The sequence below is a fragment of the Acinetobacter sp. LipI_15 genome, from assembly GCF_058242865.1.
The window spans coordinates 134,538-149,294 of record NZ_JBZAYN010000002.1; the positions used below are offsets into that span (position 1 = coordinate 134,538).

Below are 14,757 nucleotides of genomic sequence, written 5' to 3' on the forward strand. Positions count from 1 at the left end.
TTACTCCACTGCATCTACTTTATTTAAGACAGATGATTCCTGACGTAATGGGAATAAATAATTCAACACACTATAAGTGGTACATGCCACCACAATACCCACAATAGGTGCAATCCATGGTGATACATAGGCAACAATTGCGCCTGTGAAATAAGCAATCAAACCAATCCAGTTAAAATTAGGAATATTTGCTTCAGCTAATAATGGATATTTTCCTTTATGGCGAATCCAGTAATCCGCCATGATCACACCACCAAGTGGAGGAATAATTGCGCCAAGGAGTAATAAGAACGGAATCAATAGCTCATACATACCAGCAGCAGCTAAAATGATCCCCGCAACAGCAGCTACAAGCACCATGGTTTTACGGCGTTCACTTCTTACCATATGGCAAGCAGCAGTTGAAACACTATAGATTGCTGGGCCTTGGATCGTCCATAAGTTCAGGCAAAGCATCACTACTGCAGCAATAGATAACCCTTGTAAAACTAAGACCTCTACAATATCGGGTTGTTGATAAACGATTGCCATCCAAGCGCCAGCTAGGACCATTAGACCATTACCAATTACAAAGCTCACTAGACATGCCCAAATCGCGATTTTTCCGCTCTTGGACATGCGCGTCCAATTGGTAATTTGTGTTGCACCACTGGCAAAGGTACCAAATACCATGGTAATGGCTGTTGCGAATGTGAGTGTTTCTGTCGGTTGAACACTAGTTAAACCAGTCCATCCACCAATTTCTTTGGTCGCTAAGACAATAGAAGTAACGAGCAAAATAAACATTAAAGGAATCGATACACGGGATAGATATTCAAGTCCTTTAAAGCCGACAATTGCTGTAATGGAAAAACCGAGTCCAAATAGCACCATCAAAGGAATGAGTAAACTGTCAGAAAATCCTAATATTTTTCCAAGTGAAATCGCCAGAGTTGCTGTTCCCCAAGCAAACCAGCCTAATTCAGCAAAACCTAAAATAAAGTCTGATAATTTACTGCCCCAGTTGCCAAAGCAGAAACGTCCCATTAGAACTGTATTTAAGCCACTACGTGCAGAAATAAATCCCAAGGTCGCGGCATAAGCTCCTAATAGCAAGTTGCCTATGGCTACAATCCACAAAATATCAGTGAACTCAAAAGCTACCCCAATTTTTCCACCAGCAAACATAGTTCCTGTGAAAAAAGTAAAACTAAATAACACTAAGGCTATTGGGAAAAAGCCTTTACGTTGTGAAAGTGGTGTTTCTGTTAAAGGCGACTCTGCATGCACGCTCATATTCAACACTCCTACTATTCAATTAAAATCCTTGAGCGCTGTATTGCAAGAGCTATGCCAATTTTTTAATGCTTAAATTTATGTAGGTTAAATTGTTAAATGTGGGCAATTTGCACATATTTTTACTTTTCATGCAGAGTAAATGGGTAAACTACTGTGCTTTAATAACATTCAGTGATTTTATTTTGTGCATTTTAGAAACTGTAAATATTACAGAACATGCCGATATTAACAGAGATGGATCCGGAAATTTGAACAACTCCTATAAGTGATATTCTGCTCCCCAAATGATGTTATAAACCTCAATATATGGAGTATTTTATGGCACGTAGACCAAAAAGAAATCATTCAAACGACTTTAAGGCTAAGGTAGCACTTGCTGCGATCAAAGCAGAAAAAACACTTGCTGAATTGAGTTCTGAGTTTGATGTTCATCAAAACCAAATTATTGACTGGAAAAATCAATTGATCTCAGCTTCCTCACAAGCTTTCGATCAATCAAAAGCTCCATCAGAACCCCCCATTGATCTTAAAAAGTTACATGTAAAAATCGGTGAGCAGGCATTAGAAATTGATTTTTTAGAAGGTGTGTTGAAGAAACTGGACTGCTTCAACCACAAAAGTTAATCGACCACTCACTTCAGATTTCAGTATCTAAAAAGCTAAGTTATTGAAAGTCTCTCGTGGTTGTTATTATTATCGCCCAAAACCTGTTAGCTCATCAGATCTGAAACTGATGCGATGTATTGATGAATTACATATGCAATATCCTTTTGCAGGCAGTCGTATGATGCGTGATTTGTTGAAACGTCAAGGGCATCATATAGGACGACGTCATACACGTACTTTAATGAAGAAAATGGGTATTCAGGCGTTATATTGCAAACCAAATTTAAGCCAGGCTAATCAAGCTCACCGTAAATATCCATATCTGCTCAAAGGATTGGCTATTCAGCGCAGTAATCAAGTGTGGTCTACGGATATAACGTATATCCCTATGGCAAAAGGCTTTGTTTATTTATGTGCTGTGATTGATTGGCATAGCCGCAAGGTACTTGCGCATAGGGTATCGATTAGTATGGATGGTAAAGGTCGATGGGTTGATAATGTGATGGTTGAACGATTATGGCGGAGCGTTAAATATGAAGAGGTGTATCTCAAAGCTTATAGCAGTGTCACAGATGCGAAAAAGCAATTGAGTGCATATTTTGAGTTTTATAATTTGAAACGACCTCATTCGAGTCTAGACAAAATGACACCAAATGAATTTTACAATGATCAGCTACCCCAACAAAACAAGGTGGCTTAACTAGAGCGGAATATCACTTATAAATACGCTTTTAGTTGTTCAAACATGTGGGACCACCTCTGAATAGTGTGATCCGTCAATCAAGAAAAGAAAAATCTTTTCTTCCGATGATTCTGTGAAGAAAGAAGTAATTTACTTCGTAACATTAAATCCTGCTAAGAAATAGACATTGCCAATCTTATGTGGCATTACTACTCATGACTTTAAGCAATGAATTGATTTACTATTCATTTCGATGGTTGATTAAATGATCATTTATAAAAAATCGGACTTACACAAAATGAGTTACAGACTCTAATATCACCCTCACTTTAAGTGGCATAAGTTATATTACTGCTTTTATCAGACTTATGCTGCAATATATGAGTGTAGGACAGTAGGCTTTTTTACCTCTGTCGCTATATAGCCATAAGTAGTTATGGCACCCCAATCTTCAATTTTGAAAACTAGTTCTCAGCCCATTAAATAGCGTCATTATTTAGTTCTGCTGGTTAAATTCAATCCTAACCATAAGACCACCAATAGCATTTGTCCGACGTAACTCAACTTTTCCGTGATATAAATCGACAATTTGCTTAACAATCGATAAGCCGAGACCACTACCAATAATGACACTGTTCTGATTCACCCTATAGAATCTTTGGAAAATCAGCGGTATTTGTGCTTCATCCAAACCAATTCCATTATCCTCAATCTGCACAAAGCTATAATTTTTAACACAGCCACAACTGATTTTTATGACACACGGGCGTTCATAACTACGATAGATGATGGCATTCTCTAAAAGATTACGGAGCATAATTTCCAATTGATCCATTTGTGCCATGACCAGGGCCGACTCCAGTTGTAACTGTAATTCAATCTTTGCCTGACGAAGCTGAAAATCCATCATCGCAAGGGTACTTTGAATCACATTAACGAGATCAACCGAGCCTTGAGCTTGATGAGCATCGGGTTCAATCCGTGCCAAGGTTAGTAACTGCGTAATCATTCGCGAGGTTTTATCAATGCCAATCATGATGTCCTCAGTTGCTTCTCGCGCCTCCTCGGTAGAACGTGCGCTCTGCAAAACTTGTGCATGCAGGCGGATCGCAGCTAGAGGTGTACGTAACTCATGAGCTGCATTTGAGGTGAAACGTTTTTCACGTTGCAAACTTTCTGCAATTTCACTCAATAATGTATTTAATGAATTCACCAAAGGTTCGATTTCTTTGGGTACGACAAGATTAATAGGTTTTAAATGCTCAATCGACTGCTTTTCCAAGTTTTGACTGATGCTGAACACAGTAGAAAGATGGCTGCGTATGATCTGTAAAATCAGCCAGGACAGTAATGGTAAAAAAAATGCTGAAATCCCTATTAAAAATAACAACATATCTCTCTGAATATCCTGACGGATCGTCCAAACCTGTGCAATTTGTACTTGTATAGTGTGGGTGCTGTCCCAAACCGAATAACTGCGATAGGTTTTATTACGAATCTGAATCCAGCCAAAGTTGGCTTGCTGGACAAACGGATGTGTGCCAATGCCAACCGAACGATAAATCAACTTGCCATTACGATGCCAGATCTGGAATATAATCTGATTATAATGCTCCCCTTGAGCTTTCTCGATGACCGTATGATCCGGGATTCGCCCCGCCAGTGAACTTGAAGTAGTCGAAAGTAAAGCATGGGCTGTTTCAGCCAGTGATTTATCAAAAATATTATTCGCGGTACGCTGCATTCCCCAGTAAATACAACCTAAACTACCCACCCACACACTGGCGGTGATGACCATTAAAATAAATGATAGACGTCTGGTCAGTGAATAACTGCGAATGAAATTGGCCATTAATAATTTTCATCCATAATATAGCCAAAACCCTGCACTGTACGGACAATGTTTTTCCCAAGCTTGCGCCGTAAATTATGAATATAGACCTGGATCACATTACTGCTTACATCCGCATCATAGGCATAAAATGAGTTTTCTATGCTCTCCCGTGAAATAATCCGGCCACGGTTAAGGATAAAGAGTTCCAGCAAGTGAAATTCTTTCTGAGTTAATTCAACTTCAGTTTGATCTCTCAGTACCTGTTTGGTCGCTTTATTAACTGCAATATTGCCAATCTGAATCAAATCACTCACTTCACCTGAAATACGGCGCAATACCGCTTGAATCCGTGCAATGACTTCATACAAATCATATGGCTTAACTACAAAATCATCTGCTCCTGCATCCAAACCTGAAATACGCTCCTGAATTTTATCCTGAGCAGTCAGAATAATAACGCCTACTTTATTCTTTTTACGGCGCAGTGACTTTAAAACTTCCAATCCATTCCGGTCTGGCAAACCTAAATCAAGCAAAATAAACTGATAATCATAACTCGCCAAAAAATGATAGGCTTGCTCTGCTGTGGTGGCGATATCGACCACAAAATTTGCATGATCTAAGCCCCGTGCTGTCGCCTTAGCCAGTAAGGCATCGTCTTCAACTAACAATATTCTCACGTCTGAGCTACCTTCTCATTCTGCTACTTATAAGCCTATATTTATTTCTGTGAAAGCGGCAGGTACTCTGGCCCAAGAAAGACAGAACACCAACCGAATAATGATCATACAAGGCATTGATATATCAGCACTCTACTATTTTACTCTGCCTGATGATCCTCATGTAAAGGCCATAACTGATGCGAATTCAGCAATAGTAAACTCAAGCTTTCTGCATAATCAATTTTGGCTTGATCAATTCGACCGCGCGCATCAACCAGTTGCTGTGAATGAAGTAACAGTTCATTTAAACTCAATTCACCAAGCTTATATGCTTTTTGCATCAATCCATGTTGTTGCTGTAACTGTGCCAAATTCTGTTGAGCCTGCTCACTCCGTACAGTTGCCGACTCCATCTGCGTAAACCAGTATTGCGTTTCCTGACGCAAACGGTTTTCTACTCGTCCGATCTCAAAATTGGCCTTTTGAGCTTCCGCCATGGCCATACCAGAAGCTATACGCACTTGCCGACTGGCGAGTGGAATTGAAACGCTCACACTCATCAAGTTTTCAACGCCAGACTGTTCACGACTATAGCCCACTCCGACCGTAGGATTAGGTACCCGATTGAGTTGCTCTCTTTTGACTAATGCATCTTGCTGTGCTGCCTGTGTTTTAACCAGCTCAAGCTCATGGTTGGCAGACAAAACCTGCTGTATCCATTCAGTCTGTGTATATTCGAGTGGTCGAATTTTGATGACATCACTGCTCCAGTGTTCTGGAATATTTCCCTGATAATCACGTGACAATAACTGCTGTGCTTGATAGTAAGCTGTTTTAGCCTGCATATATTGCTCTTCGATTTGCCGCGATTCATTGCTAAGTAGCATCAGTTCCAGTCGTGGGGCATCTCCAGCACGAATACGCTGCTGGGTCATTTGCATATAGTGCTGTATTCTTGCTTGCTGTTCCTCTAAACGCGTCAATTGCAAAGCACTGCGCATATATGCAAACCACTGATTTAGCAAATTTTTGGCAACTTCATGTTTGGCATCTTCATATTTTAATTCCGCAATACTCATCCCTCGTTGCGCCAAATCCTGATCCAGCTCGTATTTGCCAGGCAAACGAATCTGCTTTTCAATACCAAAGCTCGGCTCATAACTATTGGACTTTGTTTGACCATCCTGGGCGTTGCTGTTACGAAGCTGCATGCCTGCACGCACGGTCCAGGGATGGCCCAGTTTTAGCCCCTGTCCTGCAAAATTGGCATAGTCCTGGTCCGAAACTGCCGATCGAACAGTTGGATGCTGTAACAAGCTCTGTTTGACCGCATCGAGTTGCGGCAAGACTTGATCCAAAGCGGGTTCCGCGGATACGACAGAAGTCATCATCACACAACAGCCCAAGCCCAGTAAACGTAAGGCTTTACCCAGCAAACGGGGTTGAGTCGCTATCTCTGGTTTCATTCGTTCACTTCTCCTTGACCAGCATAACCCGATGTTATGGTTGGTAATACCCAATAGAAACAGTCACTTGATTTAAATTTCTTTTGGATATGGGCTAAAACTAAAGGTACAGTTGCGAGGGGTAAAATCAACAGAATCAAATTACGCTCAGTTGCACCCCGAATTTTTTCTTGAATGTTGCGATAATGTTGGCGGCTGCCGAAACCTTGTGCCGGGATACAGGTACATCCTGTCACAATCTCGGGAATAAGCCATAAATGGCTCATTAATTCTTCCGCAATATCACTGGAGATGTTGATAGAGAGTTGGCACATTTCAGACATGAGTATCTCGCACTAAACCAAATTGTTTGAACAAGTTAGGAAGTAAAATCAGCGTCAGTAAGGTGCAGGAAATTAATCCCCCAATCACCACGATCGCCAATGGACGCTGAATTTCAGCACCTGGCCCAGTGGTAAAGAGCAAGGGAATTAAACCCAAAGCCGCGATACTTGCAGTCATCATTACTGGACGTAAACGTCGCATCGCCCCCTCACGAACCACTTCTTCAATTGCAACGCCGCGTGAAATGAGCTGGTTAAAATAACCGATCATCACCAAACCATTCAGTACGGCAATCCCCATTAATGCAATAAACCCAACAGAAGCAGGTACCGATAAATATTCACCGGTAATGGCTAAGGCTACGACTCCCCCAATTAAAGCAAAGGGAATATTCACAAAAACCAGTACTGCCTGACGAACAGACCCTAAAGTTGTAAAGAGCAGGAAGAAAATCATGGTCAACGCTGCAGGGACAACCAGCATCAGACGCGCTGCTGCACGTTGTTGATTTTCAAACTGTCCACCCCATTTCAATGAATAGCCGGCCGGTAATTTAACTTTCTGGGCAACCTGCTGTTTTGCTTCCTCGACAAAACCAACCAGATCCCGGTCACGCACATTGGCACGGACAACGGACATTCTTGAAGCATTTTCCCTGTCAATTTTGACGACGCCTTCAGTCTTGACCATTTCTGCTAAAGAGGACAACGGTACAGCCGCTGAGTTTGCAACAGGTAAATTCATGTTCGCGAGGGCAAAACTGGATTGTCCCAGACGTGGATCACCTTTCATCATCAATGGAACTGGTCGCCCCTGTTCAATAATCGAACTAATCTGCTGCCCTTCAATGAGCATTTTGAGTTGTGCCTGTATGCTCTGACTATCTAACTGATTGCGGACAGCCATATCACGACGAATACGTAATTCCTGATATTGCACCCCAGAATTTTCCAAAGTCATGACATCTTCACTGCCTTTGATCCCTTGTAGAACGGTAGAGATTTGCTTAGACAGCTGATTCAGCTGATCTAAATCGGTACCAAAAATTTTGACGGCCAAATCTCCACGTACACCCGATAACATTTCTGAAGTCCGCATTTCAATCGGCTGACTAAAGGTGAGATTGACCCCAGGAACATCGGCCAATACATGGCGAATTTTGGCTAAAATCTGCTCCTTACTTTGTCCCTGCCACTGATCTTGCGGTTTCAAAATGACAAAGCTATCGGTTTCATTTAAGCCCATAGGGTCAAGGCCCAGTTCATCCGAACCGGTTCTTGCCACAATGCGGGCCACTTCTGGAACTTGTTTTAGAATTCTTCTTTGAATGTCCAGATCAAGTGCAATCGAATTTTGCAGGCTGATCGATGGCATTTTTTCCAGCTGCAATATGGTGTCACCTTCATCCATGGTTGGCATAAAGGACTTACCAATGAGTGGAAAAATGAGTGCAGCAACCACCAAAGCACCTCCGGCCAAAGCATAAACACGTTTCGGATGGACCAAACTTGCATTTAACACCTTGCTATATGCCTGTTCCAGCTTAGCAACAATATACGGCGTGTGATGTGCTTGAGATTTTAAAAAATAGGAACACAGCACCGGAATAATCGTTAATGAAAAAATCAGTGAGCTCGACAATGCAAAGACAATGGTCAGTGCCACTGGAGAGAAAAGCTTCCCTTCCAGACCTTGCAACGTCATTAACGGAATGAAGACCAGCATAATAATGATCATTCCTGCAGTCACCGGCACCGCCACCTCACAAACTGCGCGATAAATGACATTCAGCGGGGGTAAAAACGAACGGTGTTTGGACTCGTGTGCATCTGCCAGTTGCATTTCGATATTTTCAACCACCACAACCGCCGCATCGACCAGCAAACCAATGGCAATGGTTAAACCACCCAATGACATCAGGTTGGCACTTAATCCAAACTGACGCATCATTAAGAAAGTACTCAACGCAGATAAAGGTAAAATCGCGGCAACCACCAAAGCGGCTCTTAAATTGCCTAAAAACAACAGCAATAAAATCAGGACCAATACAATCGCCTCGACCAAGGTTTTACTCACGGTATGAATGGCACGATTCACCAGTTCACCACGGTCATAAAAAGGCTTGATCGTAACGCCCGGGGGTAAGTTTTTCTCAATGTCATGCAAATGTTCACGCACACTTTGCACAACCTGACGTGCATTGGCGCCTTTTAAGGTGAGGACAATCCCTTCAACAGCTTCACCCTGACCATTTTCGGTTACCGCTCCGTAACGGGTAAGGGCACCGGTATGAACATCGGCGACATCCTTCACTTGCACCAGCGTCCCCTGATGATTGGAAACAATAATCTCACCCAGCTCTTGTAAATTGGTGACACGACTATCGCTACGAATCAGTAATGATTCTCCATTTTCATTCAGACGCCCTGCACCGTCACTTGCATTATTTAATTCAATTGCTTGTTTTAACTGATCAAGAGATAGACCTCTCGATGCCAGAGCATCCAGGTTAGGTGTCACTTCAAAGGTACGTGCCAAACCACCCAGGACATTGACATCCGCTACCCCTTCAATTTTTCTGAGCTGTGGACGGACGACCCGATCGAGCAAGGTTCGTTTTTCCATATCACTCATAGGACCATGTAAAGTGAACATAAAAGATTCACCTAATGGCGTCGTCATAGGCGCAATCCCGCCAGAGGCATTGCCAGGCAAAGCTGACATGACTCCAGTCAAACGCTCATTGACCTGTTGTCGGGCCCAATAAGGATCTGTCCCTTCTGCAAAATCCAGGGTAATGATTGCAATAGCATATTTAGATTGTGAACGTAGTACAGTTTGATGAGGGATTCCCAACATTTCCTGTTCTATCGGTACCACAATACGGCTTTCCACCTCTTCTGGCGTCATGCCAGGAGATTTCATCACAATTTGAACCTGTGTGCTTGATACATCGGGAAAGGCATCAATCGGCAATTTGGTAAATGCCAAATAACCCGCAACACTGATTGCCATACCCAATAACAGCATTAGGATTCGTTGACTCAGTGAAAATGCAATAATACGTTTTAACATGTGCCTAACCTCAATTCACCGCAGTGCTACTGCTGGCAGGTGGTGCCTGCTCTGCACCGAAACCTGACCAAACGGCTTTTAGACGTTCGACACCCCGCACAGCAACTTGAATTCCAGGTTTTAATGCATTTCCAATCACATGACTTTGCTGCTGGTTCGCCCCCACCAGTTCCACAGGCGTTGCCACGAAACCATTTTGATTCTTGATAAAAATGAAGTGCTTGTTATCTTTTAAAGTTAAGGCAGCACTCGGTATTACCCATGCGGTTTTTGTTGTCGGGTTATGGCTTTGAATATTCGCTTTAACAAACTGTTGTACTTTTAAACAGTTATCCTTGGCCTGCATTTGGACTAGAACATTTTGAGATTGCGTATTGCCTGAAAGTGCTGGTGCAATTTGTTGTACCTGCCCGGTAATTTCACACCCCTCAACTTTGACCAAATCGCCAATCTGGATATATTTGCTATCCGCTAAAGGGGCTTGCAGCATTAATTGCAAAGGTAGATCACTATTCACCAACTGGCCCAGTACTGCACCGGTTTCTACATACTGACCTGCAGATACCTGTAAACTTTCTACACTGCCTCTGGCTGGACTTTTGACATACACTACGGAATTCAGTCCCTGACTGCTACTTCCTCCCATAAACTGCAACATGCGTTGCTTGGCACTCAAATCAATATTCAGTCGTTGCACTACATTCTGGGCTTCCTGTACACGTTTTTCAGCAATAATCCCTTCAGCATATAAACTGCGTTCACGTGCCAAATTTTGGCTGGCCAATTGCAGTTGTGCACGAATTTGTAAAATTTCATTTTGAATCTGAATTAAATCAGGGCTATGAATGGCCAGTACAGGACTGTGTAAACCCACTTCTGCTAAAGGTTGCACTAGTACCTGTTGCACTATCCCCGCTACAGGACTGGTTAAAACCACTTTACTTTGAGGTGACCACTGCGCTTGCCCCTGCAAAGTCAGTGCGAATTGTACATCTCTTGTCGCTTGTCCTAAAGTTTGTAATTGAATACCTGCTTGTTGAATCTGTGTGGGCGAAATTAAAATCTGATTACCAGACACATCTATTGTTTCTGTTTCATTGGCGACTACATTTTGTGTCTTTGATTTTTCCGTTTTATTTTTATTTAGTAGTAAACTGCTGCCCCACCAAATTCCTAAAATCACCAAGGCCAATGTGCAAATACTGAGAAATATTTTATTATTTCGTAATACACCCACTTGTTGACTCACTGATCTACCCTCAAAAATATTTTCTCTCAGGATAAATTTAAGTTCTTAAGATCTAATTAAGTTTGGAAATCCAATTTTTTCAGGATCTAAAGGGTAATTTCCACTTAAGCATAATATCTCGGTTATTTCTAAAGAGCAGATGAAGGCGGAAAAAGAAAACCATATCCCCCCTTATCTCGATAAGCAATGAGTTTGCTTAAATCAATTCAAGAATATACTCAGCCACAAAGTTTCATCTGCGTTAAAGGGCCAGTTAATAAATATCCCTACAATGTCGTGAAAATACATTCATCTACTTTACTTTATAAATTTTAATCATTATTTTTTTAGAGCAAAATTAATCATGCACGATTTCAATCTGAATTAATTCAGATTGAAATCAATTATTTTTATTTTATCCTAAAAATTATTACGCTGGATTAAATCAAAACTATTAAATTAATATCGCTTATACTTTTAATAAATAGTAATTCTGCTACAATCTAACCATCTTACTTGGATAATTGAGACAATCTAAGTGATCATGGTTTTAGGAAGATTGCTCGCATTCTCAGCAATCTTGTTACAGATTGCTGTTTTTATACAGCCTTTGCTTCCAGAGAAATATCAAATTTCTCCTGTCTGTGAAACTATTGTCCATGCACTTCAATTAGATACTTCTTACCATAAGCATAGCTCAGATCATTCTACGCATAATCACTCTCATCAAGAGCTGGATTTAGCTAATCATGATACTGAAAAGCTTAATCATGCAAATCTTGAACAAAAAACTTCATCTAGCCATCATCACGATGCAAATCATCAATGTCAGTACTGTGTTGTTTACGCACATGTCGTTCCACTACCAGACATGGGTGTTAAAGAAGTAGTCGTGAGAATTCAAGTTCGGTTATTAGCTTTTAAAGAAGCTTTCTTTCATATCTTCTTTCTTTTAAAGCAATTATTTCTGATCCCTCAAGGTCGAGCACCTCCTTGTCTCTTTTGCTGTCTAAATTTATTGGCAATTCCTTATTGTTTTGAAATTTAATTAGTTGAAGAGACTAATCGCTATGTTATTACTTTTAAAAAATGCACGTATCTGTGTAGGCACACTCATATCAGAGCATATGCAATCTAGAGCATGCTTCGGATGTGGAGAGTTGCTATGACCTTAGGTTTTACGGCACTTGAGTTAGCACGTATTCAGTTTGCATTCACGGTGTCATTTCATATTATTTTCCCTGCGATTTCTATTGGGCTTGCAAGCTTTCTTGCAGTTTTAGAATGGCGATGGCTTAGAACAAACGACTCTATTTATCATGATTTATTCAAATTCTGGGTGAAAATATTTGCATTATCATTCGGTATGGGTGTCGTTTCTGGTGTCGTGATGAGTTATCAGTTTGGTACAAACTGGAGTGAATTTTCTCGATTTGCAGGAGGCGTTACAGGCCCGTTACTGAGCTACGAAGTTCTAAGTGCTTTCTTCTTAGAAGCAGGATTTTTAGGCATTATGCTTTTTGGATGGGGGCGTGTCGGTAAAAAAGCACACTTTTTTGCCACACTGATGGTCGCCATCGGTACATGTATTTCAATGTTCTGGATTTTGTCTTCAAACAGTTGGATGCAGACACCACAAGGCTTCACGATTGAAAATGGGGTTGTTGTACCTCAAGATTGGTTTGCTATTGTTTTTAACCCATCCTTTATCTATCGCTTATTCCATATGGCACTTGCAGCCTTTTTAGTAGCTGCTCTTCTTGTTGCTGCTACTGCTGCGTGGCACTTGCTCAAAGGCCGTAGAGATGCATTAGTCAAAACATCATTTTCAATGGCGCTTTGGTTAATCCTTATTTTAGCCCCCCTCCAAGTTTTTATTGGTGATGCCCATGGTTTAAATACCCTAAAACATCAACCAGCCAAACTTGCTGCTATGGAAGGCCATTGGGAAACGAACCATGAGCATGGGATGCCCTTATATTTATTTGGTATTCCTGATATGCAAGAAGAACGCACGAAATATGCGATTGCAATTCCACATTTAGGAAGCCTAATTTTGACCCATTCCATGAATGGGACGGTGAAAGGATTAAAAGATTTTGCACCTGAAGATCGTCCAAATTCAACAATCGTATTTTGGAGTTTCCGTATTATGGTTGGGCTAGGCATGCTTATGCTCTTCCTTGCAGTCACGGCCCTATGGCTCAGAAAAACAGGCAGCCTCTATGAGAGTAAGTGGTTTCATCGCTTTGCAATCCTAATGGGTCCTTCAGGCTTCATCGCGTTACTCGCAGGTTGGTTCACCACAGAAGTAGGACGTCAGCCATGGATTATCTATGGCGTTATGAGGACAAAAGATGCGCTTTCTCCAGTCTCAGCAGAACAGGTGGGATTAACCCTCATTATTTTTGTGATCGTGTATTTTATTGTCTTTGGTGTAGGTATTTATTACATGCTCAAACTCATGCATAAAGGACCTGAGTTTTTACATAACACACCAGAAGAAATCGGAGGCGTTGGCCATTTTAAAACACCAATGCGCCCCCTGAGTGCTATTGATGAAAAAATTGATGATCAGGATCAAGGAGCATCTTTATGATTGATTTATCTTTAATCTGGATTGTCATTATTGCAGTTGGTGTTTTTATTTACGTGCTACTTGATGGCTTTGATTTAGGTATCGGGATTTTATTCCCCTTTATTAAAAATCAGCAAGAGCGTGATGTGATGATGAACACCGTTGCTCCCGTTTGGGATGGTAATGAAACATGGATGGTTCTAGGTGGCGCTAGTCTTTTTGCGGCTTTCCCTATTGTCTATTCAGCGGTTCTGTCAGCCTTATATTTACCTATCATATTGATGGTAATAGCTTTGATTTTTAGAGGCGTAGCTTTTGAGTTTCGTTTCAAAGCCAATCGAACAAAGTACATTTGGGATAATGCATTCATTTGGGGCTCTATTGTTGCCAGTTTCTTACAAGGGGTGATCTTAGGAGCTTATATTCAGGGTATTGATATTGTTGATAATCGCTACGCTGGTGGTGGCTTTGATTGGTTAACACCCTTTTCATTATTTACAGGTTTGGGTGTTGTAGTCGTTTATGCAGCATTGGGATGTGGTTGGCTCATCATGAAGACTGATGACCTACTACAAAAGCATATGTATAAATTAATGCCCAAGCTTTTGATTGGCTTATTGGTTATTTTCATTGCTGTCAGCATCTATACGCCTATCGCACATCCACAAATTGCTGAGCGCTGGTTTAATCCCACTCAATTGATTTATTTCAGCCCAGTCCCTTTGCTTGTTCTAGTTTGTACCTTTTTAGCGGTGCGCTCATGTATTAAGCAAAATGAAGCGATGCCTTTTATCTATACATTAGGATTAGTTTTTTTAGCATATTCAGGCTTCTTGATCAGTATTTTTCCTTACATTATCCCGCCCTCAATTACCATTTGGGATGCTGCCGCACCTGCCAATAGTCAGCTATTCGCACTGATTGGAGCACTGATCTTAATTCCAATCATACTTGTCTATACCGCCCTATCATACTGGGTATTCAGAGATAAAGTTCGTATTGGGGATGACGGTTATCATTAAAG

Annotated in this window: 10 protein-coding genes and 1 pseudogene; 4 read left to right on the forward strand and 7 right to left on the reverse strand. The window is 41.3% G+C overall.

All coding sequences use genetic code 11. From position 1 onward, the window contains the following. Entirely contained in the window at positions 1 to 1,275 is a 1,275-nt protein-coding gene (gene codB / locus AC4CU0_RS15710; protein ID WP_111885204.1) for a cytosine permease, read from the reverse strand. Between the two features lie 309 nt (positions 1,276 to 1,584). On the opposite strand from codB, the pseudogene AC4CU0_RS15715 reads away from it, so the two are divergent. Beyond that, positions 1,585 to 2,584: pseudogene (locus AC4CU0_RS15715) on the forward strand (IS3 family transposase). 478 nt (positions 2,585 to 3,062) lie between these two features. On the opposite strand, the gene AC4CU0_RS15720 reads toward AC4CU0_RS15715, so the two are convergent. From AC4CU0_RS15720 to AC4CU0_RS15745, 6 genes are all read right to left on the reverse strand, one after another. After that, on the reverse strand, positions 3,063 to 4,418 hold the full coding sequence (locus tag AC4CU0_RS15720) for an ATP-binding protein (protein WP_111885205.1): 1,356 nt from the start codon (positions 4,416 to 4,418) through the stop codon (positions 3,063 to 3,065). Beyond that, on the reverse strand, positions 4,418 to 5,080 hold the full coding sequence (locus AC4CU0_RS15725; RefSeq protein WP_086194903.1) for a response regulator: 663 nt from the start codon (positions 5,078 to 5,080) through the stop codon (positions 4,418 to 4,420). The genes AC4CU0_RS15720 and AC4CU0_RS15725 overlap by 1 nt, the downstream gene beginning before the upstream one ends. A gap of 140 nt (positions 5,081 to 5,220) precedes the next feature. Continuing rightward, a complete protein-coding gene (locus AC4CU0_RS15730) occupies positions 5,221 to 6,528 on the reverse strand; it encodes a TolC family protein (RefSeq protein WP_104442406.1) in 1,308 nt (435 codons plus the stop codon). After that, positions 6,525 to 6,851, reverse strand: coding sequence for a DUF3240 family protein (locus AC4CU0_RS15735; RefSeq protein ID WP_016165445.1), 327 nt, complete (start codon positions 6,849 to 6,851; stop codon positions 6,525 to 6,527). The genes AC4CU0_RS15730 and AC4CU0_RS15735 overlap by 4 nt, the downstream gene beginning before the upstream one ends. After that, complete coding sequence (locus AC4CU0_RS15740; RefSeq protein ID WP_111885206.1) at positions 6,844 to 9,927, reverse strand: efflux RND transporter permease subunit; 3,084 nt, start codon at positions 9,925 to 9,927, stop codon at positions 6,844 to 6,846. The genes AC4CU0_RS15735 and AC4CU0_RS15740 overlap by 8 nt, the downstream gene beginning before the upstream one ends. A 10-nt stretch (positions 9,928 to 9,937) precedes the next feature. Next, on the reverse strand, positions 9,938 to 11,176 hold the full coding sequence (locus tag AC4CU0_RS15745; RefSeq protein ID WP_111885207.1) for an efflux RND transporter periplasmic adaptor subunit: 1,239 nt from the start codon (positions 11,174 to 11,176) through the stop codon (positions 9,938 to 9,940). A 523-nt stretch (positions 11,177 to 11,699) separates the two neighbouring features. On the opposite strand from AC4CU0_RS15745, the gene AC4CU0_RS15750 reads away from it, so the two are divergent. From AC4CU0_RS15750 to cydB, 3 genes are all read left to right on the forward strand, one after another. Further along, positions 11,700 to 12,203, forward strand: a complete 504-nt coding sequence (locus AC4CU0_RS15750) for a DUF2946 domain-containing protein (RefSeq protein WP_111885208.1) — start codon at positions 11,700 to 11,702, stop codon at positions 12,201 to 12,203. Between the two features lie 117 nt (positions 12,204 to 12,320). Then, a complete protein-coding gene (locus tag AC4CU0_RS15755) occupies positions 12,321 to 13,754 on the forward strand; it encodes a cytochrome ubiquinol oxidase subunit I (RefSeq protein WP_111885209.1) in 1,434 nt (477 codons plus the stop codon). Continuing rightward, a complete protein-coding gene (gene cydB / locus AC4CU0_RS15760) occupies positions 13,751 to 14,755 on the forward strand; it encodes a cytochrome d ubiquinol oxidase subunit II (RefSeq protein ID WP_111885210.1) in 1,005 nt (334 codons plus the stop codon). The genes AC4CU0_RS15755 and cydB overlap by 4 nt, the downstream gene beginning before the upstream one ends. The last annotated feature ends 2 nt before the right edge of the window (positions 14,756 to 14,757 follow it).

Bases quoted from the DNA above. Each gene is read 5' to 3' on its own strand.
- AC4CU0_RS15730 (WP_104442406.1), bottom strand. From the start codon at position 6,528: ATGAAACCAGAGATAGCGACTCAACCCCGTTTGCTGGGTAAAGCCTTA.
- AC4CU0_RS15720 (WP_111885205.1), bottom strand. From the start codon at position 4,418: ATGGCCAATTTCATTCGCAGTTATTCACTGACCAGACGTCTATCATTT.
- codB (WP_111885204.1), bottom strand. From the start codon at position 1,275: ATGAGCGTGCATGCAGAGTCGCCTTTAACAGAAACACCACTTTCACAA.
- AC4CU0_RS15755 (WP_111885209.1), top strand. From the start codon at position 12,321: ATGACCTTAGGTTTTACGGCACTTGAGTTAGCACGTATTCAGTTTGCA.
- cydB (WP_111885210.1), top strand. From the start codon at position 13,751: ATGATTGATTTATCTTTAATCTGGATTGTCATTATTGCAGTTGGTGTT.
- AC4CU0_RS15735 (WP_016165445.1), bottom strand. From the start codon at position 6,851: ATGTCTGAAATGTGCCAACTCTCTATCAACATCTCCAGTGATATTGCG.
- AC4CU0_RS15750 (WP_111885208.1), top strand. From the start codon at position 11,700: ATGGTTTTAGGAAGATTGCTCGCATTCTCAGCAATCTTGTTACAGATT.
- AC4CU0_RS15740 (WP_111885206.1), bottom strand. From the start codon at position 9,927: ATGTTAAAACGTATTATTGCATTTTCACTGAGTCAACGAATCCTAATG.